This is a genomic window from Actinomadura gamaensis (assembly GCF_042652125.1).
GTDB classification, from domain to species: domain Bacteria; phylum Actinomycetota; class Actinomycetes; order Streptosporangiales; family Streptosporangiaceae; genus Spirillospora; species Spirillospora gamaensis.
In genome coordinates this window covers 591239-611497 of record NZ_JBHSIT010000006.1, presented here as the reverse complement: position 1 = coordinate 611497, position 20259 = coordinate 591239, and the positions used below count along the sequence as shown (strand labels likewise).

Sequence of the window (20259 nt, the reverse complement as noted above, 5' to 3'; positions counted from 1 at the left end):
GATGCGCGAAGACGACCACGTGTACCTGTCGCTCTCGGAGGACCAGGACGACTCGCGGTGGGCGTTCGGCACGGGCTTCGAGGACCCGCTGCACGGCGTGGACACCGCCGTCCCGGACGGCGTGGACGCCGCCGAGCTCGCCGCGCTGTGCCTCGGCCTCGGCGACGACGCGCTGGTCGCCGCGCAGCGGCTCGCGGAGTGGTGCACGCGCGCGCCCGAGCTGGAGGAGGAGGTCGCGCTCGCGAACATCGGCCTGGACCTGCTCGGCCAGGCGCGGCTGCTGCTGACCCGCGCGGGCCAGGTGGACGGCTCCGGACGCGGCGAGGACGACCTCGCCTACCTGCGCGAACCGCACGACTACCGGAACGTCCGGCTCGCGGAGCTGCCGAACGGCGACTTCGCGTTCTCGATGGCGCGGCTGCTGGTGTTCTCGGCGCACCGCCTGGCGGTGTTCGAGCGGCTCGCGGCCGGGCATCCGGACCCGGTGCTGCGGGCGGTGGCGGCGAAGGGCGTCAAGGAGCTGGCCTACCACCGTCAGTACGCCGCCGAATGGGTCGTCCGGCTCGGGGACGGCACCGACGAGTCGCACCGCCGCATGCAGGAGGGCCTGGACGCGATCGCGCCGTACGTCGAGGAGCTGTACCGGGCGGCGGACGTGCGGGACGAGGTCGAGGCCGTCCTCGCGCAGGTCGTCGAGGCGGCGGCGCTGACGATGCCGTCCGCCGAGCCGATGGCGGGCGACGGGCGGGCCGGGCAGCACACGCCGTGCCTCGCGCCGCTCCTGTTCGAGATGCAGGAGGTCGCGCGGGCCCTGCCGGGAGGCCGCTGGTGAGCGCGCGCAGACCCCCGGCGCGGGCGGTGGCCGAACGGGTCGTGGACCCGGAACTGCCGATGCTGACGCTGGCGGACCTCGGTGTCCTGCGGGACGTCGCGGAGGCCCCGGACGGCTCGGTGACCGTCGCGCTGACCCCGACCTACAGCGGCTGCCCGGCGATGGCCGAGATGCGCGCCGGCGTCGTCCGGTCGCTGCGCGAGGCGGGGTACGCGGACGTTCGGGTCACGACCGTCCTCGACCCGCCGTGGTCGTCCGACTGGATCAGCGCGGAGGGCCGCCGGAAGCTGGCCGAGCACGGCGTCTCGCCGCCCGGTCCCGCCTCGCATGGTTCGGCCTCGCGCGGGGCGGGCTCGCGCGGGGCGGGCTCGCGCGAGGCGGCGGCTCGGCGCGGGCCGGTGCCGCTGGTGCTGGGGGCCGTCCGGGAGGCGCTGACCTGCCCGAACTGCGGGTCCCGCGACACCGAGGAGACGTCCCGGTTCTCCTCCACGGTGTGCAAGGCGCTGTGGCGCTGCCGCTCCTGTTCCGAACCGTTCGAGCACGTCAAGGAGATCTAGGTGACCTCACCGGCGACCACCGTGCCCGTCCGGCGCCGCCGGACGTTCCACCGGCTGCGCATCGCGGGGATCGAGCGGCTGTGCGCCGACGCGGTGGCCGTGACCTTCGAGGTGCCGCCGGAACTGGCCGGGGAGTTCGCGTTCCGGCCGGGTCAGGCGCTCACGCTGCGCCGCGTCGAGGACGGCCGGGACGAGCGCCGCTCGTACTCGATCTGCGCGCCCGCCGGGAGCCCGCCGCGCATCGGCGTCCGCGAGGTGCCGGGCGGCCTGTTCTCGTCGTGGCTGGTGAACGCGGCGCGCGCGGGCGACGAGGTCGAGGTCATGGGCCCGACCGGCACGTTCACGCCGGACCTCGGCGAGCCCGCGCACCACGTGCTGGTCGCGGCCGGGTCGGGCGTGACGCCGATGCTGTCGATCGCGGCGTCCGCGCTGGCCGCGCATCCGGACGCGCGGGTCACGCTGCTGTACGGCAACCGCCGCACCGACACGGTCATGTTCACCGAGGACCTCGCCGACCTGAAGGACCTGCATCCCGCGCGGTTCCAGATCGCGCACGTGCTGTCCCGCGAGCCGCGCGAGGCCGAGCTGCTGTCCGGACGCCTCGACGCCGACCGGTTCGCGGCGCTCGTCGAGGGTCTGGGCCTGCGCGACGCCGCGCACTGGTGGCTGTGCGGGCCGATCGGGATGGTCGAGGACGCCCGGCGCGTCCTGGCCGGGCTCGGCGTGCCGGACGAGCGCGTCCACCGCGAGCTGTTCTTCGCCGAGGACGAGCCGGTCGCGCCGCTGCGGCACGAGGACGCCGCGCCGGAGGGCCCGGTCAGCCAGGTCACGATCACCCTGGACGGGCGGTCCACGACCGCCGCGCTCCCCCGCGACCGGACCGTCCTGGAATCGGCGCAGCTCGTCCGCCCGGACCTGCCGTTCGCCTGCAAGGGCGGCGTGTGCGGGACGTGCCGGGCGCGGGTGACGTCCGGCGAGGTGCACATGCGGCGCAACTTCGCGCTCGAACCGGCCGAGGTCGCCGCCGGCTACGTCCTGACCTGCCAGTCCTTCCCGGAGACCGACGAGCTGGCCGTCGACTACGACGACTAGGCGCTAGGCGGTCTCGCTCGCCGCGTCGCCGGCCGTGTCGCGGTCGGCGAGCCAGCCGTGCAGGCACTCGTACACGCGCGGGTGGTTGAGCAGGTCGAAGTGGTGCAGGCGCGGCAGGCGGCGGACGTGCTCGTCGGGGAACGGCATCCGGTGGTCGTCGCGGGTGTCGCCGCACGCGCTGTCCGGCTGGACGAGGCCGTCCCCGAGCAGGTCGGCGAGGCGCGACCCGGGGCGCGACGCGACGGTCGCGAGGACGACGAAGTGCCGCGCGCCCTCGTGCAGCGGGACGGGCCGGTGCTCGCCCGCCAGGAGCGTCCCGCGCCGCAGGTCCTTGATCCCGCCGCTGCGCGCGTCGATCACGGCGGCGACGGCGCGCGTCTCGCGCCAGCGGCCGAGCGTGCGGGCGGCGTACTCGGCGCCGCGTTCGAGCGGCGCGCCGAGGTGCGGGCTGCCGAGCGTGACGGTGTGGCGGACGAGCGTCGGCCAGTCGGATCCGGACTGGGCGAGCGCGCTGCGCACGACGAGTCCGCCCATCGAGTGCCCGACGAGCAGCAGTTCCTCGACCTCGACGGGCCACTGCTCGATCAGCCCGGTGAGCAGCTCGTCCAGGCGCAGGCCGTTGTCGTGGACGCGCAGGCCCGTGTTGTAGCGGATGTAGACGGGCGTGTAGAAGAGGTCGTCGCGCAGGCGGCGGCCGAACGTGACGCCGGGACGTCCGTAATGGGCGGTCGACTTGTAGGACCACGCGCCCTCGGTCTCGCTGAGCCCGTGCAGGAACACCGCGACGCGGCCGGTCGCGTCCGGGTGGGCCTCGGCCAGCGCGTCCGGTTCCAGCCGCACGGGCCTGCCCTCGGCGCGGACGGTCATCGCGAGCGCGAGCGGGCTTCCGGAGCGGTCCAGCTCGTCGCCGCACCAGGCGTTGAGGATCGCCTGCGCGACGCGTCCGCGCGGGGCCTCGGCCACCGAGTCGGCGTCGGCGTCGTCCCCGGCGCGGACGGCGGCGATCGCCCCGGCGGCGCGCCCGCCGGCGGTGAGGGCCGCGGCGACGCTCGCGTAGACCGCGCCCGCGATGCCGTCATGGGCCGCGCGGACGGGCGCGGACACCGGCCCGACCTCGGTGAACACCCGGTCGGCGATGCTCTCGTGCAGGTCCTGGACCCGGGCGGCGACGCCGCCGAGCCCCGTTCCGGCGAGGTCGCCCAGCGCCCGGATCTCGCGTGCCCGCATCGGCCCTCCCGGCTGTATCGGTCCAGCGTTCAGGAGGCTACGGGCCTCGCGGGGCGAAAGCTTGTCACCCGCTGCCAAGGACGGCGGCGGAGAGGTAGCGCGCGGTGCGTCCCGGCCCGGCGGCGACGGCCGCCGGGGTGCCCTGCGCGACGATCCGGCCGCCCGCGGCGCCGCCGCCCGGCCCGAGGTCCACGACGTGGTCGGCGGACGCGACGACGTCCATGTCGTGCTCGACGACCACGACGGTCGCGCCCTCGTCCACCAGCGCCTGGAGCTGCCCGACCAGCACCTCGGTGTCGGCGGGGTGCAGGCCGGTGGTCGGCTCGTCCAGGACGTAGAGGGTGTCGCCGTGCCGGGCCCGCTGGAGCTCGGACGCCAGTTTCACCCGTTGCGCCTCGCCGCCCGACAGTTCCGTGGCGGGCTGGCCGAGCCGCAGGTAGCCGAGGCCGACGGCGCGCAGCGTCCGCAGCGACCGGGCCGCCGGGGCGACGTCCGCGAGGAAGTCGCCGGCCTCGTCCACGGTCATGTCGAGGACCTGCGCGATGTTCACGCCCCGGTAGGTCACCTGGAGCGTCTCGGGGTTGTAGCGCGCGCCGCCGCACACCGGGCACGGCGCGTAGGTGCTGGGCAGGAACAGCAGTTCCACCGAGACGTAACCCTCGCCCTGGCAGTTCTCGCAGCGCCCGCCCGCGACGTTGAACGAGAACCGCCCGGCGTCGTAGCCGCGCGCCTTCGCCTCGTCGGTGTCGGCGAACAGCTTCCGGACGGTGTCGAACAGGCCCGTGTAGGTCGCGAGGTTGGAACGCGGGGTGCGTCCGATGGGCTTCTGGTCGACTCGGACGACGCGTCCGGCGTCGGGGGCGTCGGCGATGGCGTCCAGCAGGCTCGTCTTCCCGGATCCCGAGACGCCGGTGAGCGCGGTGAACGCGCCGAGCGGGACGTCCACGTCGAGGTTCCGCAGGTTGTGGCGGGTGACGCCGCGCAGGCGCAGCCACCCCTTCGGTGTGCGCGGGGTGTGCTCGGGCCGCTTCGCCTCTCCGAACAGGTACCGGCGCGTCACCGACTCCGGGACGTCGCGCAGGTCCTCGACCGGGCCGCTGTGCAGGACGCACCCGCCGTGGACGCCCGCACCGGGGCCGACGTCCACGAGCCAGTCGGCGCGGCGCATCACCGACAGGTCGTGCTCGATGACGAACAGGCTGTTCCCCGCGGTCTTGAGCCGGTGGAGGCTGGCCATCAGCGCCTCGGTGTCGGCGGGATGCAGCCCGGCGGACGGCTCGTCCAGCACGTAGACGACGCCGAACAGGCCGGAGCGGAGTTGCGTCGCCATCCGCAGGCGTTGCAGCTCGCCGCTCGACAGCGTCGTGCTGGAACGCGCGGTGCTGAGGTAGCCGAGGCCCAGCTCGGACAGCACCTCGATGCGTCCGATGAGGTCGCGCGACAGGACGGCGGCCGGGCCCGTCCCGCGCGCGTGCGGGCGCAGGACGGCGGCGAGGTCGTCGAGCGGCAGCGCGGCCAGGTCGGCGATGTCGCGTCCGGCGAACGTGACGGCGAGGGCCTCGCGCCGCAGCCGCTTGCCGCGGCAGACCGGGCACACGGCGCTCGTCATGAAGCTCGCCGCCTTCTCGCGGCGCTTCTCGCTCTTGGACTCGGCGTACGCGCGCAGGACGAGCCGCTTGGCGCTGTGGAAGGTGCCCTTGTAGGTGCCCTGCCGCCGGTGGGCCTCGCGCACCGGGTGGACGGTCACGACGGGCTGCTCGTCGGTGAACAGGATCCAGTCGCGGCGCTCCTTCGGCAGGTCGCGCCACGGCCTGTCCACGTCCACGCCGAGCTCTTCGAGGATCTCGCGCAGGTTCTTGCCCATCCAGCCGCCCGGCCAGGACGCGACGGCCCCCTCGCGGATCGACAGCGACGGGTCGGGGACCAGCGACTCCTCGGTCACGTCGTGGACCTCGCCGAGCCCGTGGCAGTTCGGGCAGGCGCCGACCGGGGTGTTCGGCGAGAACGCGTCGGAGTCCAGGTGCTCGGCGCCCGGCGGGTAGTCGCCCGCGCGGGACAGGAGCATGCGCAGCGAGTTCGACACCGCGGTGACCGTCCCGACCGACGACCGGGAGGACGGCACCGACCGGCGCTGGCCGAGCGCGACCGCCGGGGGCAGGCCGGTGATCTCGTCCACGTCCGGCGCGCCGACCTGGTGCAGCAGCCGCCGCGCGTACGGCGCGACCGACTCCAGGTAGCGGCGCTGCGCCTCGGCGTACAGGGTGCCGAACGCCAGCGACGACTTGCCCGACCCGGACACGCCGGTGAACACCACCAGCGCGTCGCGCGGGACGGCGACGTCCACGTTCCGCAGATTGTGCTCGCGCGCGCCCCGCACGCGCACGCACGGATCGGCGGCCCCGGCGCCGCCCAGACCGGTCCCCGCCGGAGCGGCCCCGGCGCCGCCCGGACCGGCCCCCGCCGGAGCGGCCCCGGCGCCCGCCGGACCGGCCCCGGCGCCCCCCGCTGAGTCCATGATCCTCACATTACGGCAGCTCGGTGGCGCTGGTTTAGCATGGCCCGTTCGGAGGGGGTGGAAGGCGGATGGGCACGCTCGTTCTCGGCGCGGCCGGACCGGCGCTGGTCGCGGTGCTGGCCGCCGCCGCGCTCGGCAAGCTCCGCGATCCGCGCGGCCTCGCGCGCGCCGTCTCCGGATACCGGCTGGTACCGCCCCGCCTGGCCGCGCCGACGGCCTGGGCGGTGATCGTCGCCGAGATCGCGGTCGCGGCGCTGGTCGTCCTGCCTCCGGCGCGGCGGCTCGGGTCCGGGCTGGCCGCCGCGCTCTTCCTCGGCCTGCTGCTGGCGCAGGTCTCGGTGCTGCGCCGCGGGCTGCGGGTGGCCTGCGGATGTTTCGGACGTCCGGGGCGGACGACCCTGGTCGGACCGGTGAGCGTGGCCCGGACAAGCGCGATGCTCACGCTCTCGGTCATGACGGGCTCCGCGCCGGAGCCCGCGCGAGGATTCGGCTCGGGGGACGCGCTGGGGTTCCCGGTCTCCGAGCTGCCGCTCGCCTTCGTGTACGTGTCGGCCGTCGCGGGGCTCGGGCTCGTGCTCAGGCCGGGTCCGGTCCCGGTGCGGAGGGTTGGCGAAGGGGGCGGACGCGGGCCTCGGGTCGGGGAACCGTTCGTCCTGGCCGGTGGGGCCGCCGCGCAGGGCGAGACGACGCTGTTCGCGCTGGTCGCGCCGACGTGCGGTACCTGCTTGGACGCGCTGCCCGCCTTCGCCGAGGCCGCCGGACACGTGCGGGTCGTCGTGGTGACCTCGCTCGAAGAGTCCGCCGCACTCCGTCGCGGCGGGCTCCCCGTCATCGTCGATCCGGACGTGTTCGACGCGAACGGCCTGCCGCTGCCGCCCTACGCGGTGCTCGCCGACGCGTCCGGGACCGTCCTCACGGCCGGGCCGGCGGACTCTCCGGAACGGCTGGCGGCGCTGCTGCACGAGGCGAGCGCCGTCCCGGCGACCACCACGCCCACTCCCCCAGCAGGCGCATAGCGGCGGGCACCAGCAGGCCGCGCACGACGGTCGCGTCCACGACCACGGCCAGGATCAGCCCGACGCCGATGACCTGCATGAACAGGATCCCGGACGCCAGGAACCCGGCCACCACCACGACCATCAGCAGCGCCGCGCTGCTGATCACCGTCGCGGTCCGCCGGACGGCCGCCGCGATCGCCTCGGCCGGGTCGGCGGCGCGGGCGCGCTCCTCGCGGATCCGCGCGAGCAGGAACACCTCGTAGTCCACGGCGAGGCCGAACGCGATCGCGACGATCAGCACCGGGAAGTCGGCGTCCACCGCGCCGACCGGGGTGAAGCCGAGCACGCCGGAGAGCCATCCGTCCTGGAAGACCAGCTTGATCGCGCCGAACGCGGCCGACAGCGACAGCAGGTTCAGCAGCATCGCCTTGACCGGCAGGACGACCGAGCCGAACGCCGCGAACAGCACCAGGAACGTCACCAGCGCGACGAACGCGAGCATCCACGGCACGCGCGCGCCGATCATGTGGACGATGTCCACGCGGGACGCGGGCATGCCCGTGAACAGCGCCTTCGTCCCCGGCGGTGGCGGCGTCGCACGCAGCTCCTTCACCGTGCGGGCGGCCTCGCGGGACATCGGGTCGAACGCGTAGCCGAGGGAGATGCGCGCCTGCTCACCGCGGGTGCCGGTGACGGCGGCGCTGCGCACGCCCGGGACGCCGGCGAGGCGGCGGGTGTAGGCGTCGAGGGCCGCCCGGTCCCCGGTGCCCTCGACCACGGCGGTGATCTGCCTGGCCGGGTCGGCGGCGAAGCGGTCGCCCAGTTCGCGGGTCACGACGCGGGCGTCCGCGTTCGCCGGCAGCACCCAGTCGCCCGGGCGCGCCCAGTTCACGCCGAGGAACGGCGCGCCGAGCGCGAGCAGCACCGCCACCAGCCCGACCGTGCTGAGCAGCGGGCGGCGCATGACGAGGTGGGCCGCCCGGTACCAGCGCTCGCCGGGCCTGCGGGTCCTCGGCAGCGGGACGCGGAGCGCGTTCACCCGGTGCCCGGCGAAACGCAGCAGCGCGGGCAGCACGGTCAGCGAACCGGCGACCGCGAACACGACGACGGCCGCGCCCGCGTACCCCATCGAGCCGAGGAACCGGGACGGGAAGATCGTCAAGCCGGCGAACGACACCGCGACGAGCAGCCCGGACACCGCGACCGTCCGGCCCGCCGTCGCGACCGTCCGGGCGACCGCGCCGTCGAGGTCGCCCGGATCGGCGCGCAGCTCGTCCCGGAACCGGGTGACCATCAGCAGGCCGTAGTCGATCGCGAGGCCGAGCCCCAGGATCGTCACCACATTGATCGAGAACGTCGAGACGTCGGTGAAGAACGTGACCGCCCGCAGCACCGCGAACGAGCCGAGCGCGACGAGCCCGCCGACCGCCAGCGGCAGCGACGCCGCGACGAGGCTGCCGAACACCACCACCAGCAGGACGGCCAGCAGCGGCATCGAGACGCTCTCGGCCCGCGCGACGTCCCGGCTCGCGCGGGCGTTGACCTGCTCGGTCATCGAGGTCACGCCGCCGAACCGCACGGTCGTGCCGGGCGCGGAGAACGCCGGCTCGATCCGTTTCAGCGCCTGCACCCGCTCCTGGTCGTCGCCCGACGCGAAGCGGACGGTCACGTACGTCGCGCGCCGGTCGCGGGACACGAACGCCGGATCGCCGGTGGACCAGAACGTGCGCAGGTCGGCGACGCCGGTGCGCGGGACGGCGTCCACGGCCCTGCGGATGGACGCCGCGACGCCCGGATCGTCCACGGTGCGCGTTCCCGCGTCGTACAGGACGACCACGTCGGGCGCGTGGCGTCCGAGGGGGCCTTTGAGGATCTTGTCAGCGGCGACCGAGTCGCTGTTCGGGTCGTCGAAACCCGCACCGCCCGTCAGCGAGCCGAACACGCCGGTCCCCCAGACCCCCGCGAACACCGCGAACGCCACGGCGGCGACCGCTACCCAGTGCCGCCGCCGAGCCGCGAACCGGCCCAGCGCGACGAACATCGTCGTGTCAGTCATGCCGGCCAGCGTCGCGAGCGCACCGCGCGCCGCGCCTCGCCCGAAAGGCCCGTCCCCGCGACCCGGTGGCCGCAACGCGGCGGCCATCTGGCCCGGTCGTGGCGGCTCGGCGGCCGGACGCGCCAACCCGGTGGCCCGGACGCGGCGACTCAGTGGCCGGCCGTGGCGCCCTAGTGGCCCGACCGCGGCGGCCCGCTGGCCCGGACCCGGCGGCCCGCTGGCCCGGACCCGGCGGCCCGCTGGCCCGGCCGTGGCGGCCCGGGGGCCGGAACGCGGCGGCCATCTGGCCCGGTCGTGGCGGCGCGCGGAGCCGCGCGGGCGGCCGGGTGGAGGAGGACGGGTCGTTCCGGCGGAGGAGCGCGCGCCCGTTCCGCCCGGTTTAGGCTCGACCCGTGGCCGGGACTTGGGGACGCGGGCGGGTGGCGCGCCTGCTGGTGGTGGCCTGCGCGGTCGGCTACCTGCTGCTGATGCGCGGGCCGGGCGACCCGCACGCCCTCGTGGACTGCTCGATCGCGTCCGCCTCGCTCGGCGTGCTGCTCGCGGCGGTGCGGTGGCCGATGGCGGCGGCGTTCGTCCAGCCCGTCCTGCTGGTGCTCGCCGCGCGGTACGGGTCGGGCGCGCCGGTCGTGGAGAAGGTCGGCGCGAGCGTCGCCGTGTTCGAGGTGACGCTGCGCCGCGACGGACGCTCGGCGGCGCTCGCCCTCACCGCGCTCGCCGCCGGGTACACGGCGATGTGGGCGGGCGAGGCTCCGCAGGACATCGCCTCGCTCGCCTACAAGGGCACGGTCATGCTGGCCCTGCCGGTGCTGCTGGCCGCCTACCTGCGCTCGGTGGAGAACGAGGCGCGGGCGGCGCGCGAGCGCGCGGCCGAGGCCGAACGGCGCCGCGAGCTGGCCGAGGAGGCCACGCGGATGGCCGAACGCACCGCCATCGCCCGCGAACTGCACGACATCGTGGCCCACCACATGGCGTCGATCGTCCTCCGCGTCGGAGTCGCCCGGCACGTCTTCGCCGAAGCCAACCGTCCGGTCCCAGACGCGGGGGTGGCCGACGAACTCCCCGCAGGGGCGGTGAACGCGCCTCGGCCAGGCGCAGCGGACGCAGCTCGGGCGGACGCGACGGGCGCGGCTCGGGCGGGCGCGGCGGGCGGGGCTCGGGCGGGCGCGGCGGGCGCGGCTCGGACGGACGCAGCGGACGCGGCTCGGGCGGACGCGGCGGACGCGGCTCGGGCGGACGCAGCGGACGCGGCTCGGGCGGACGCAGCGGACGCGGCTCGGGCGGACGCGGCGGGCGGGGCTCGGGCGGGCGGGGTTCGGGCGGGTGGGGGCGGGGCGGACTGGCGGGTCGCGGAGGTGCTGGACGACGTGCACGGCAGCGCGACGACGGCGCTCGCCGACCTGCGGCGGCTGCTCGCCGCGTTGCGCGCCGATCCGGGGCGCGACCTCGGCGCGCTGATGACCGATCCCGGCGACCTGCCCGCCGCGCTCGCGGGGATCGTCGACCGGGCCGAGCGCGCGGGGCTGAAGGTGGACGCCGAGGTCGGCGCGGAGCTGACCCGGCTCGACGCGGTGCGGGCGCTGACCGTGCTGCGGCTCGTCCAGGAGGGGATGACGAACGTGGTGAAGCACGCGGGGCCGGGCGCGGCCGTCCGGCTGGAGGTCGCGGCCGACGGCGGCGGCCGGGTGCGGGTGGAGCTGGAGAACGACCTGCCCGGCGGGGCGCCCGCCGAGGGGTCCGGGCACGGCCTGCCGGGGATGCGGGAACGCGTCGAGCTGGCGGGCGGGACGCTCACGGTCGGGCCGTCCGGCGGCGGCTGGCGGCTGGCCGCGCTGCTCCCGGCGGGGGCCGCCGCGTGATCCGGCTGATGATCGTGGACGACCAGCACCTCGTCCGGTCCGGGCTGCGGATGCTCTGCGACTCCGCGCCGGACCTGGAGGTCGTCGGGGAGGCCGCCGACGGGCACGAGGCCGTCCGGCTGGCCGCGCGGCTCGCGCCCGACCTGGTCCTGATGGACCTGCGGATGCCGCTGATGAACGGCACGGTCGCGACCGAGCGGATCCTGCGCGACCGGCCGAGCACGGTCGTGGTCGTCCTGACCACGTTCGACGACGACGACCACCTGTACCCGGCGCTGGCGGCGGGCGCGCGCGGGTTCCTCGCCAAGGACGTCGAGCCCGCGCAGCTGCTGGACGCGGTGCGGCGCGCGGCGGCGGGCGACACCCCGTTCAGCCCGCGCGCCCTGCGCCGCCTGGTCGAGCAGGCGGTCGCCGCCCGCGACGCGCGGACGGCCGGGCCCGAGATCCCCGCGCCCGACCTCACCGACCGGGAGCGTGAGGTGCTCGCGCTGGTCGCCGAGGGCCTGGCGAACGCCGAGATCGCCGCGCGGCTGCACCTCGGCGTCACCACGGTCAAGACGCACCTGGCGAGCCTGCTCACCAAGACCGGCTGCCAGAACCGGGTCCAGCTCGCCGTCCACGCCGCCCGCCACGACCTGGTCGGCTGACACCTCACGCGGACGCCTCGGGCCTGACGGCTCAGGCGGACGCCTCGGAGCGGACGGCTCAGGCGGACGGCTCGGAGCGGACGGCTCAGGCGGACGGCTCGGGGCCGGTGCGCGGCAGGTACGGGGAACGGCCGCGGAAGCCGGCACGGAAGCGCGGTTCGGCGCCGGAGTCGATCCCGGCGTACTCGGCGAACCAGGCGCGGTGCTCCAGCTCCTCGTTGAGGAGGGCGCGCACCAGGTCGTGGGTGCGGTGGTCGCGCCCGGCCGTGCGCTCGCACAGCCGGGTGTAGGTCTCGATGGCGCGCCGCTCGGCGACCAGCAGCTCGGCGACCGGGTCCGCCGCGGACGGCGGCGGCGCGGGCCGGACGAAGCCGAACAGGTCGTCGGGCAGGCGGCCCTCCAGCTCGCAGATGCGGGCGGCGAGCGCGTCGAAGTGGTGCCGGTCCTCGGTCCGGACGTCCTGGACGATCTGCCGCAAGGGGCCGTCCATCCCGGCGAGCGGGTGCGCGGCGAGCACCCCGTACCGATAGAAGTCGCTCAGCTCGGCGCGGGCGGCGTCGGTGAGGGCGGCGATCAGGGCCGGCACGTCGACGCCGGCGCGCTCGACGATGTCCCTGGCGATGCGGACCATGGTGCCCTTTCCGGTGGCTGCGGACGGCGCGGTCACGTCGCGGTCACGTCGCGGCGGGTTCGGCCGGGCTGGCGGCCTCGCGCGCCGCCGCGGGCTGCTCGTCGGCCCGGTCCTCCGGGTTGAGCAGCAGGAACACGGCGGCGGCGACGGCCGCCCCGGCGAGGTCGGCGAGCAGCCAGATCCAGATCTTGGACCAGGCGAACAGCCCGCCGGACGCGGCGGCCAGCGCGACCGCCGGGTTGAACGCGCCGCCGGAGAGCCCGCCGACCGCGAACGCCCCGGCCGCGACGGTGAACCCGATCGCCAGGCCGAAGAACCCGTTGCCCGCCTGGTCGCGGCTCGTCGCGACGTTCAGCACGACGTAGGCGAGCGCGAAGGTGAACAGCCCCTCGGCGAGGAGCGCGACGCCGATCGCGCGTCCGGACGGCGACAGCGCCGTCACGTGTCCGGGGTTCACCAGGTACTTGGCGGTGAGCGCGCCGAGGATGCCGCCGACGATCTGCACGACGGCGTAGGCGGCCGCGTCCACGGGCCCGATCCGGCCGCGCAGCAGGACGGCCAGCGTGACCGCCGGGTTGTAGTGGGCTCCCGAGATGTGGCCGCCCGCGAACACCATGACCATCAGCACCGCCCCGATCGCGAGCGGCGCCATCGCCGCCTTGCCGAACACGGTGCAGCCGATCGTGAGGACCAGGAAGAACGTCCCGATGAACTCCGTAGCGTAACTCGTGTAACTGCGCACGGCCGAACCTCCGAGCCGACGGGGAAAAGCTCTCGTCCTCGAATGCTGGAACGCGGTCATCCCCGCGACCACCCCGCTGACCAGCAGCGGACCGGATTGAACCGGGACCCGTTCGGATCCGTTTCCCCAGTGAGACTGCGTTCGCCATAACGAGGCCGACTCGCCATGCCCGAAAACAGCCGGGCGCTCTCGGGAATGGCGAATTCCGAAAACCGGATGACCGTGCGCCCTGTCCGGATCATGATGGTGCATGGCCTCAGTCCAGGAATCGATCACCGCGCAGTTCGACTACGCCTGGCGGCGCACCCGTGACCGCCTCGACGGCCTCACCGACGCCGAGTACCTCTGGGAGCCCGTCCCGGACGGCTGGACGCTGCGTCCCGACGCGTCCGGCCGCTGGCAGATCGACGGCGAGGGCGGCGGCGGCCCCGCGCCCGACCCCGTCCCGATCCCGACCATCGCCTGGCGGATGGGCCACGTCGCGCTGGCCTTCGTCGACTACGGCGAGCGCCTGTTCCACGGCCGCAACATCACCCTCGACGACGTGGAGTTCCAAGGCACCGCCGAAGGCGGCACGGCGCTCCTGGAGGACGCCTACCGGCGGCACTGGCGCGAGCCGCTCGGCGCGCTGGCGCCGGACGACTGGTGGCGCGCCGCCGGGCCGGCGTTCTTCGCCCACGCCGAGAAGTCCGCCCTGGACGTCGCCCTGCACGTGCTCGACGAGTTCGTCCACCACTCGGCCGAGATCGGCGTGCTGCGCGACCTCCACGGCCGGATCGGCGGCGCGGGCTCGTAGGATCGCTCGAGTGGTCGCACCTGTCCGGACCTCGGTCACCGAGGACGCCATCGAACGCATCAAGGCGATGATCGTGGGCGGCGAGTTCGCGCCCGGGGAGCGCCTGCCCACCGAGCGGGAGCTGTCGGTCCGGCTCGGCGTGTCGCGCAGCTCGCTGCGCGAGGCGATCCGCGCCCTCACGCTGGTCGGGGTGCTGGAGGCCCGCCAGGGGGACGGCACGTACGTGACGAGCCTCGCGCCGCACCTGCTGCTGGACGCGGTGTCCACGCTGGTCGAGCTGTCGCCGGACGCCACGGCGCTGGAGCTGCTGGCGGTGCGGCGGGTGCTGGAGGCGTCCGCCGCCGCGCAGGCGGCGAGCCGGATCACCGCCGCCGAGCTGGCCGAGCTCGCGGCCTGCCTGGAGGTGATGCGGCACGACCCGCAGGCCGGGGACGGCGACCTGGACGCGGCGATAGCGGCCGACCTGCGGTTCCACGAGATCATGGTGCGGGCGTCGGGCAACGCGGTGCTGGCCGCGTTCTGCACCGCGCTCGGCAGCCGGACGCTGCGCGCGCGGGTGAAGCGCGGGCGGCTGGAGCGCGGCGCCTTCGGGCAGAGCCTGCACGAGCACGAGGCGATCTACGAGGCGCTGCGCGACCGGGACCCGTCGCGGGCGGCGGCGGTCGCCGCCTCGCACATCGCGTCGGTCGAGGCGTTCGTCCGGCACGCGCCGACCGCCGTCGACTAGCGCGGACCCGGCAGCACGGACCCGGCAGCACGGACCCGGCGGCGCGGGTCCAGTAGCGCGGGCTCGGTAGGGCAGGTTTGGTAGCGCAGGCTCGTAGCAGAGGTCCGGTAGCGCGGGTCCGGTCAGGCCGTGCGGAGGCGTTCGGCGGCGTCCTCCGGGCGGACGTCGTTGAGGAACGCGCCCGTTCCGGTCTCGACCGAGGCGAGGTACTTGAGCTTGTCGGCCGTCCGCTGCGGGGTGTAGACCTCGACCCACAGGTGGGCGCGGTCGCGCGCGGCGGGCGGGGCCTGGTGCCAGCCCGCCATGTACGGGACGGCCTTGTCGTAGAGGCGTCCGAACCGTCCGAGGACGTCCGCGTAGAGGCGCATCAGCTCGACGGACTCGGCGTCGCCGAGGGCGGTGACGTCCGGGACGTGCTCGCGCGGGACGATCTGCGCCTGGTAGGGCCACCGCGCGGCGTGCGGGACGAACGCGACGAAGTTCGCGGTCTGGGCGATGACCCGCTCGCCGTCCGCCTCCCGCCGGACGATGTCGCAGAGCACGCAGCGGTCCTGCGCGAGGATCCGTTCCGTGCGCGGCGTCAGGTAGGGGAAGGCGTAGATCTGCCCGTGCGGGTGCGAGAGCGTCGCGCCGATCTCCGCGCCCCGGTTCTCGAAGATGAAGACCTCCTCGACGTCCGGGAGCGCGCCGAGCTCGCGGGTGCGGTCGGCGAAAGCCCGGGCGACGGTCGCGAGGCGCTCGGACGGCAGCCCGGCGAACGTGGCGTCGTGGTCGTCGGTGAAGCACACGACCTCGCAGCGTCCGCCGGCCGGTCCGCCGAGCGCCGGGAACCGGTTCTCGAAGATCGCGACGTGGTAGCCGTCCGCCGGGATCTCGCTGTCGGGGTGGCCCGGGCAGAGCGGGCAGGCGGCGCGCGCGGCGGCGTCGGCCTGGGGCAGGAAGGTGCGGGTCTGCCGGTGCGCGGCGATCACGACGTGCTCGCCGGTGAGCGGGTCGAACCGCACCTCGGGCCGCGGCTCGTACGGCGGCAGGACGCGCCGGTCCGGGGTGGTCCGGTCCAGGCCCGGCACGTCGTCGAAGTAGATCAGCTCGCGGCCGTCGGCGAGCTTCACCGAGGTGCGGGCGGGGTCCGGCATGGGTGCTCCCTCAGGTGCGGTGGACGGTCACGCCGGCCTCGGCGAGCGCGTCGAGCTCGGCGGCGGACGCGGCGGCGTCGGTGAACAGGTGGGCGACGCGTCCCGCCGGGACGGTCTGGAACAGCGCGTTCGTGCCGACCTTGGTGTGGTCGGCGAGCACGACGGGCCGCTCGGCGGACGCCGCGATCGCGCGGTCGGCGGCGGCGACGGCCAGGTGCGGGGTCGACAGGCCGCGCTCGGCGGTCAGCCCGTTCCCGGACAGGAAGGCGTGCCGGACGCGGACGGTCCCGAGGAACCGCTCGGTCTCGGCCCCGACCAATGCGCGGATCGGGCCGCGGAGCGTCCCGCCGGTCAGCACGACCTGCGCGGTGCGCGAGTCGGCGAGCGCCTCGGCGACGGCGAGCGAGTTGGTGATGACCGTGAGGCCGGGCACGGCGGCCAGGCGCAGCGCGAGCTGCCGGGTCGTGGTGCCGGGACCGATCACGACGGCGTCGTCCGGGCCGACGAGCCGGGCGGCCGCCTCGGCGATGGCGGCCTTCTCGGCCACGGCGACGGTGGCCTTGTCCCGCTGCGTGGGCTCGTGCGCGAGGCCGCCGACGGGCGCAGCGCCGCCCCGGCTGCGGGCGAGCAGCCCGCGCGCCTCCAGGGTGCGCAGGTCGCGGCGGACCGTGGCCTCGGACGCGGACAGCTCCTCGGCGAGCGCGTGGAGCGGCATCGCCCCGCGTTCGCGCAGCAGCCGGAGCAGCCGCTCGTGCCGCTCGGCCGCGAAGCGCGGTTGCGCCGCTTCGGTCACGGTTCACCTCCTATCGATCACTAACTTACCAGTTCCGATCGAAACCGGTCAGACGGCCCCAGAGGCTGTTCGTAGCTGATGGAAAGTGAGGTATTGCGCACACTTTCGAGCATCTCTACGCTGCGATCATCCAGCCCCACGCGTCCCGGAGACCGCATGCGCACCCGCTTCGTCCTCACGCTCGGCGCCGCCGCCCTCGGCACGACGGCCCTCAGCGCCCTCCCCGCCTCCGCCTCCGCCTCCGCCTCCGCCTCCGCCTCCGCTTCCGCTTCCGCGCAGTCCCGCGCGGATCACTACGTGGACTGCTCCGCGCCGTCCGGCGGGCACGGCACCGCGCGCTCGCCCTGGAACACGCTCGCGTCCGTCAACGCGCACACCTTCGGGCCGGGCGACCGGATCCTGTTCAAGCGCGGCGCGACCTGCACCGGAACGTTCGCCCCGCACGGCTCGGGCCGCCAGGGCGCGCCGATCCGCACGGACGCCTACGGGCGCGGTACGGCCCGTCCGGTCATCGCGGGGGCGGGCGCGCCGGACGCGGTCGTCCTGCACAACCAGCAGTACTGGGAGCTCCGGAACCTGGAGGTGACGAACACCGGCGGCACGCCCGGCAAGCGGCGCGGCGTGCGGGTCAGCGGCGGGGACGCCGGGACGCTCCGGCACATCGTCCTGTCGGGGCTGGACGTCCACGACGTGAACGGCGACGACAGCAAGGACGTCGGCGGCTCGGCCGGGATCACGGTCTGGGTCGAGGGCACGGCGACCCCGACCGTCTTCGACGACCTGCGGATCACCGGCAACACCGTGGCGCGCGCCGACCGGTCCGGGATCTTCCTGTTCTCGACGTGGAACCGGTCCGGCTGGGGCGGCGGCGCGAAGGGCGCCCACCACCCGTGGACGCGCGTCGCGGTGAGCGGCAACCGCGTCTCCGACATCGGCGGCGACGGCATCGTGGTCGCCGACGTGACGGGCGCGATCGTCGAGCGCAACCGCGTGGACGGCTTCCAGAGGCGGTCGGCGGGCTACAGCGCCGGGCTCTGGACGCACAACTCCGACGACGTCGTCCTCCAGCACAACGAGGTCTCCGGCGGGCGCACCACGCGCGACGGCATGGCCTTCGACGTCGACCAGGACGCCTACGGCACGGTGTTCCAGTACAACTACAGCCACGACAACGAGGGCGGCTTCCTGCTGCTCTGCAACGCCGACGGAGCCGTGAAGAACGCGGTCGTCCGCTACAACGTGAGCGTGAACGACCGGTTCCGCGGCGTGGAGAACTGCGGCGGGACGATCGACAGCGCCGCGATCTACGACAACACCTTCTACATCGGCGACGGCGTCTCGCAGAACGTCGTCAACGAGAACAACACCAACCTCCGGAACGTCACGTTCGCCAACAACGTCGTCGTGAAGCAGGGGTCCGGGACGGCGGCGTTCAAGCTGATGTCAGGCGGTTACCGGATCCAGAACAACCTGCTGAACGGGCTTTCCGCGCCGTCCGGGGCGACCGGGACGATCACCGGTCCCGTGCGGCTGGCCGCCCCCGGCGGCACGCGCCCAGCCGACTACCGCATCCTGCCCGGCTCGGCCGCGCAGCGGGCCGGCCTCCCGATCGTCGGCAACGGCGGACGCGATTACTTCGGCAACCACGTGCCCCGCACCTGCGCGCCCGACGTGGGCGCCCACCAGCTCAGCCACGGCTGCTGATCCTTCAGCACGCCAGAAGGCGGCGGTCCGAAAGGGCCGCCGCCTTTTAACGTTCCTCTACGCGGAGAACATGCGGAAGTCGTAATCACTGGGGACGGGACGATCCGGGTAGACCGCCTCCCAGAGGGCGTCTAGTGAGACCTCGCCCTCCTTGAGGTTGTCCACCTCCAGGCCGGCGTCCAGGATCGCGCGCGCACGAGGCAGATCCCCGGTCGCGACCGCGGCACGAGCTTCCAGCAGCCGGACGCGGCCGAGCGCGCGGAGCGGCTCGCCGAGGCCGTCGATCAGGGCGAGCGCGTCGCCGGGACGATCGGTGCCGAGCAGCATCGTCAGCGCTTCCACGGCGAACGGGCGCGACTCGGGAAGCAGCGCGTACGCCTCGACCAGCAGGTCGGCGTCGCCGTCCACCTGGCCGAGCGCCCGCAGCACCCATGGCGTCCGGCGCAGTTCCAGCGAGCGCTTCCAGGCGGATCGCGCCGCGTCCGGTTCGTCGTCGGCGAGGCGGACGAGTCCCAGGTGGTAGAGCGCGTGCCAGTCCTCGGCGTGCCCCTCCAGCAGCCCGCGCCACGCCTGGCCGACGATCGCGGCGGCCGGCGGTTCGCTCGCCGGGAGCGTTCCACTGCTGAGCAGCTCCAGCCAGGGCCGCTGCTCGTCGCCGACCTCGCCGGGCGGCAGTCCCGGATCGGGCAGCTCGGCACGCGCGGCGACCTCCAGCGCGAGCCATCCCGAACCGTGCGCGAGCGCCCGCTCCGGATGCCCCACCGCGGCCTGCGACGCCCGTTCCAGATCGTCGAGCGTGACGAGGCGTTCGAGCGCCTCGGCGGCGGCCGTGCGCGCCTGCTCCCACGTCCCGTGGACGCGCTCGGGGTCGGCTTCCAGCAGGCCGTACGCCTCCGTCCACTGCCAGGTCGTCCGGCCGGGCATCGGCAGGTGTTCGAGCTGCGTGCGGGCGAGCCCGGCCTGGATCTCCAGGTAGCGCGCGTCCGGGCCGCTCAGCCACTCCTGCCAGCGATCACCGCCCGCGCCCGTCCCCCAGTGGAACAGCTTGCGCCCGCGCAGCCGGGCCGTGGACGCCTGGACGAGCCCGCGTCCCTCGCCGTCCAGCGCGGCGATCCAGGGACGGCGTCCGTCGGGGATGTCGAAGAAGTAGTCGGCCGAACCCTTCACGCGCGTCGTGTAACTGCGGTCCACGCCGTCCAGGAGCGGGAATCCGACGCGGCGCAGCGAACCTTCGTAGCCGAAGTAGAACGCGTCGTCGGCGGGCGCGAGGACGCGCACGTCCGGGGCCTCGGGGACGGCGATGTTCGACCACCAGTAGACCGGCGTCTCCTCCTCGCACGCGTTCCGGATCCGCACCCGCACGTACAGGACGGGCGAACGTCCAGGGAGCCACGCGTCGATGACCAGCGTGAGGCGGCGCTGGCGCTCGTACTCGTACATGCGCAGCACGGGCGTGCCGTCCTGCGCGGTCATCCGGACGGCGTGCAGCGGCTCGCAGGTCAGCGGCCAGTGCCCGGTCGTGCCGAGGTTCCACTCCACTCCCCCGGCGAACCACGCGTCGCGCAGCGCCAGGTTCGCGGGCTGCAGGATCGGGTTGCGGTGCAGCAGCTCCCGCCCGGACGGCCGGTGGACGAGCGACCAGAGCCGTCCGCCGAGGCCGGGCAGGAACGTCGCGGTCAGCACGTCGTTCTCCAGGACCACCGACGGGATCTCCCGGAGCGTCCGCCGCCGGTCGTAGCCGTCCTGCCGGGTGTAGGGCAGCAGCGTCGGCGGCTTGCCGTACACCAGCTGCGCGGCCATCTCCGGGTCCGCCTCGGCGATCTCGGTGGGCGGCGCCGACACGGGCGCGGGCCGGTGCACCATGGGGAGCGTCCCCGCGCCCGGAAGGGCCGCGGGGACGCGCACGGTCTCCAGGCGGAGCTCCATCACTTCCCGACTCGCCATCGCTTC

17 protein-coding genes are annotated in these 20259 nt (G+C 74.9%); 9 read left to right on the top strand and 8 right to left on the bottom strand.

The features are described 5' to 3' along the window. Position 1 precedes the first annotated feature (1 nt). From paaC to paaE, 3 genes are read left to right on the top strand one after another with little or no spacing between them, the layout of a single operon-like run. Complete coding sequence (gene paaC, locus ACFPCY_RS23255) at positions 2 to 832, top strand: 1,2-phenylacetyl-CoA epoxidase subunit PaaC (protein WP_378258407.1); 831 nt, start codon at positions 2 to 4, stop codon at positions 830 to 832. Next, complete coding sequence (gene paaD / locus ACFPCY_RS23250) at positions 826 to 1389, top strand: 1,2-phenylacetyl-CoA epoxidase subunit PaaD (RefSeq protein WP_378258456.1); 564 nt, start codon at positions 826 to 828, stop codon at positions 1387 to 1389. Before paaC ends, paaD begins: the two co-directional genes overlap by 7 nt. Beyond that, positions 1390 to 2481 (top strand): 1,2-phenylacetyl-CoA epoxidase subunit PaaE, encoded by a 1092-nt coding sequence (paaE, locus tag ACFPCY_RS23245; RefSeq protein WP_378258405.1) that lies wholly within the window; start codon positions 1390 to 1392, stop codon positions 2479 to 2481. A 3-nt stretch (positions 2482 to 2484) separates the two neighbouring features. Here the strand turns inward: paaE and ACFPCY_RS23240 are convergent, their stop codons facing one another. Both ACFPCY_RS23240 and ACFPCY_RS23235 read right to left on the bottom strand, forming a co-directional pair. Further along, positions 2485 to 3708, bottom strand: a complete 1224-nt coding sequence (locus tag ACFPCY_RS23240; RefSeq protein ID WP_378258402.1) for an esterase/lipase family protein — start codon at positions 3706 to 3708, stop codon at positions 2485 to 2487. A 64-nt stretch (positions 3709 to 3772) separates the two neighbouring features. After that, complete coding sequence (locus ACFPCY_RS23235; protein WP_378258400.1) at positions 3773 to 6223, bottom strand: ATP-binding cassette domain-containing protein; 2451 nt, start codon at positions 6221 to 6223, stop codon at positions 3773 to 3775. Positions 6224 to 6291: 68 nt separating this feature from the next. Here ACFPCY_RS23235 and ACFPCY_RS23230 point away from each other — a divergent pair, with 68 nt between their 5' ends. Next, entirely contained in the window at positions 6292 to 7239 is a 948-nt protein-coding gene (locus tag ACFPCY_RS23230; protein WP_378258398.1) for a MauE/DoxX family redox-associated membrane protein, read from the top strand. On the opposite strand, the gene ACFPCY_RS23225 is transcribed toward ACFPCY_RS23230, so the two are convergent. Further along, positions 7136 to 9277, bottom strand: a complete 2142-nt coding sequence (locus ACFPCY_RS23225) for an MMPL family transporter (protein ID WP_378258396.1) — start codon at positions 9275 to 9277, stop codon at positions 7136 to 7138. The genes ACFPCY_RS23230 and ACFPCY_RS23225 overlap by 104 nt on opposite strands. Before the next feature lie 392 nt (positions 9278 to 9669). Between ACFPCY_RS23225 and ACFPCY_RS23220 the strand changes: the two genes are divergently transcribed. Together ACFPCY_RS23220 and ACFPCY_RS23215 are read left to right on the top strand one after the other, a co-directional pair. After that, complete coding sequence (locus ACFPCY_RS23220) at positions 9670 to 11133, top strand: ATP-binding protein (protein WP_378258394.1); 1464 nt, start codon at positions 9670 to 9672, stop codon at positions 11131 to 11133. Further along, the gene (locus ACFPCY_RS23215) at positions 11130 to 11780 is read left to right on the top strand and encodes a response regulator (RefSeq protein ID WP_378258392.1); all 651 of its coding nucleotides are present in this window, start codon (positions 11130 to 11132) and stop codon (positions 11778 to 11780) included. The genes ACFPCY_RS23220 and ACFPCY_RS23215 overlap by 4 nt, the downstream gene beginning before the upstream one ends. A gap of 85 nt (positions 11781 to 11865) precedes the next feature. Here ACFPCY_RS23215 and ACFPCY_RS23210 read toward each other — a convergent pair whose 3' ends face one another. Beyond that, positions 11866 to 12447 (bottom strand): ferritin-like domain-containing protein, encoded by a 582-nt coding sequence (locus ACFPCY_RS23210; RefSeq protein ID WP_378258390.1) that lies wholly within the window; start codon positions 12445 to 12447, stop codon positions 11866 to 11868. A gap of 7 nt (positions 12448 to 12454) precedes the next feature. After that, positions 12455 to 13153, bottom strand: coding sequence for an MIP/aquaporin family protein (locus ACFPCY_RS23205; RefSeq protein WP_378258388.1), 699 nt, complete (start codon positions 13151 to 13153; stop codon positions 12455 to 12457). A gap of 250 nt (positions 13154 to 13403) precedes the next feature. Between ACFPCY_RS23205 and ACFPCY_RS23200 the strand changes: the two genes are divergently transcribed. Further along, positions 13404 to 13949: a DinB family protein gene (locus tag ACFPCY_RS23200; protein WP_378258386.1), complete on the top strand. Its 546-nt coding sequence runs from the start codon at positions 13404 to 13406 to the stop codon at positions 13947 to 13949. A 10-nt stretch (positions 13950 to 13959) separates the two neighbouring features. Continuing rightward, positions 13960 to 14676: a FadR/GntR family transcriptional regulator gene (locus ACFPCY_RS23195; protein WP_378258384.1), complete on the top strand. Its 717-nt coding sequence runs from the start codon at positions 13960 to 13962 to the stop codon at positions 14674 to 14676. Positions 14677 to 14798: 122 nt separating this feature from the next. Here ACFPCY_RS23195 and galT read toward each other — a convergent pair whose 3' ends face one another. Beyond that, positions 14799 to 15812 (bottom strand): galactose-1-phosphate uridylyltransferase, encoded by a 1014-nt coding sequence (galT, locus tag ACFPCY_RS23190; RefSeq protein WP_378258382.1) that lies wholly within the window; start codon positions 15810 to 15812, stop codon positions 14799 to 14801. Positions 15813 to 15822: 10 nt separating this feature from the next. Continuing rightward, positions 15823 to 16605, bottom strand: coding sequence for a DeoR/GlpR family DNA-binding transcription regulator (locus ACFPCY_RS23185; protein ID WP_378258380.1), 783 nt, complete (start codon positions 16603 to 16605; stop codon positions 15823 to 15825). Between the two features lie 156 nt (positions 16606 to 16761). Here ACFPCY_RS23185 and ACFPCY_RS23180 point away from each other — a divergent pair, with 156 nt between their 5' ends. After that, on the top strand, positions 16762 to 18309 hold the full coding sequence (locus tag ACFPCY_RS23180; RefSeq protein WP_378258377.1) for a right-handed parallel beta-helix repeat-containing protein: 1548 nt from the start codon (positions 16762 to 16764) through the stop codon (positions 18307 to 18309). Between the two features lie 57 nt (positions 18310 to 18366). Here the strand turns inward: ACFPCY_RS23180 and ACFPCY_RS23175 are convergent, their stop codons facing one another. Then, entirely contained in the window at positions 18367 to 20253 is a 1887-nt protein-coding gene (locus ACFPCY_RS23175; RefSeq protein WP_378258375.1) for a DUF5107 domain-containing protein, read from the bottom strand. Between the last annotated feature and the right edge of the window lie 6 nt (positions 20254 to 20259).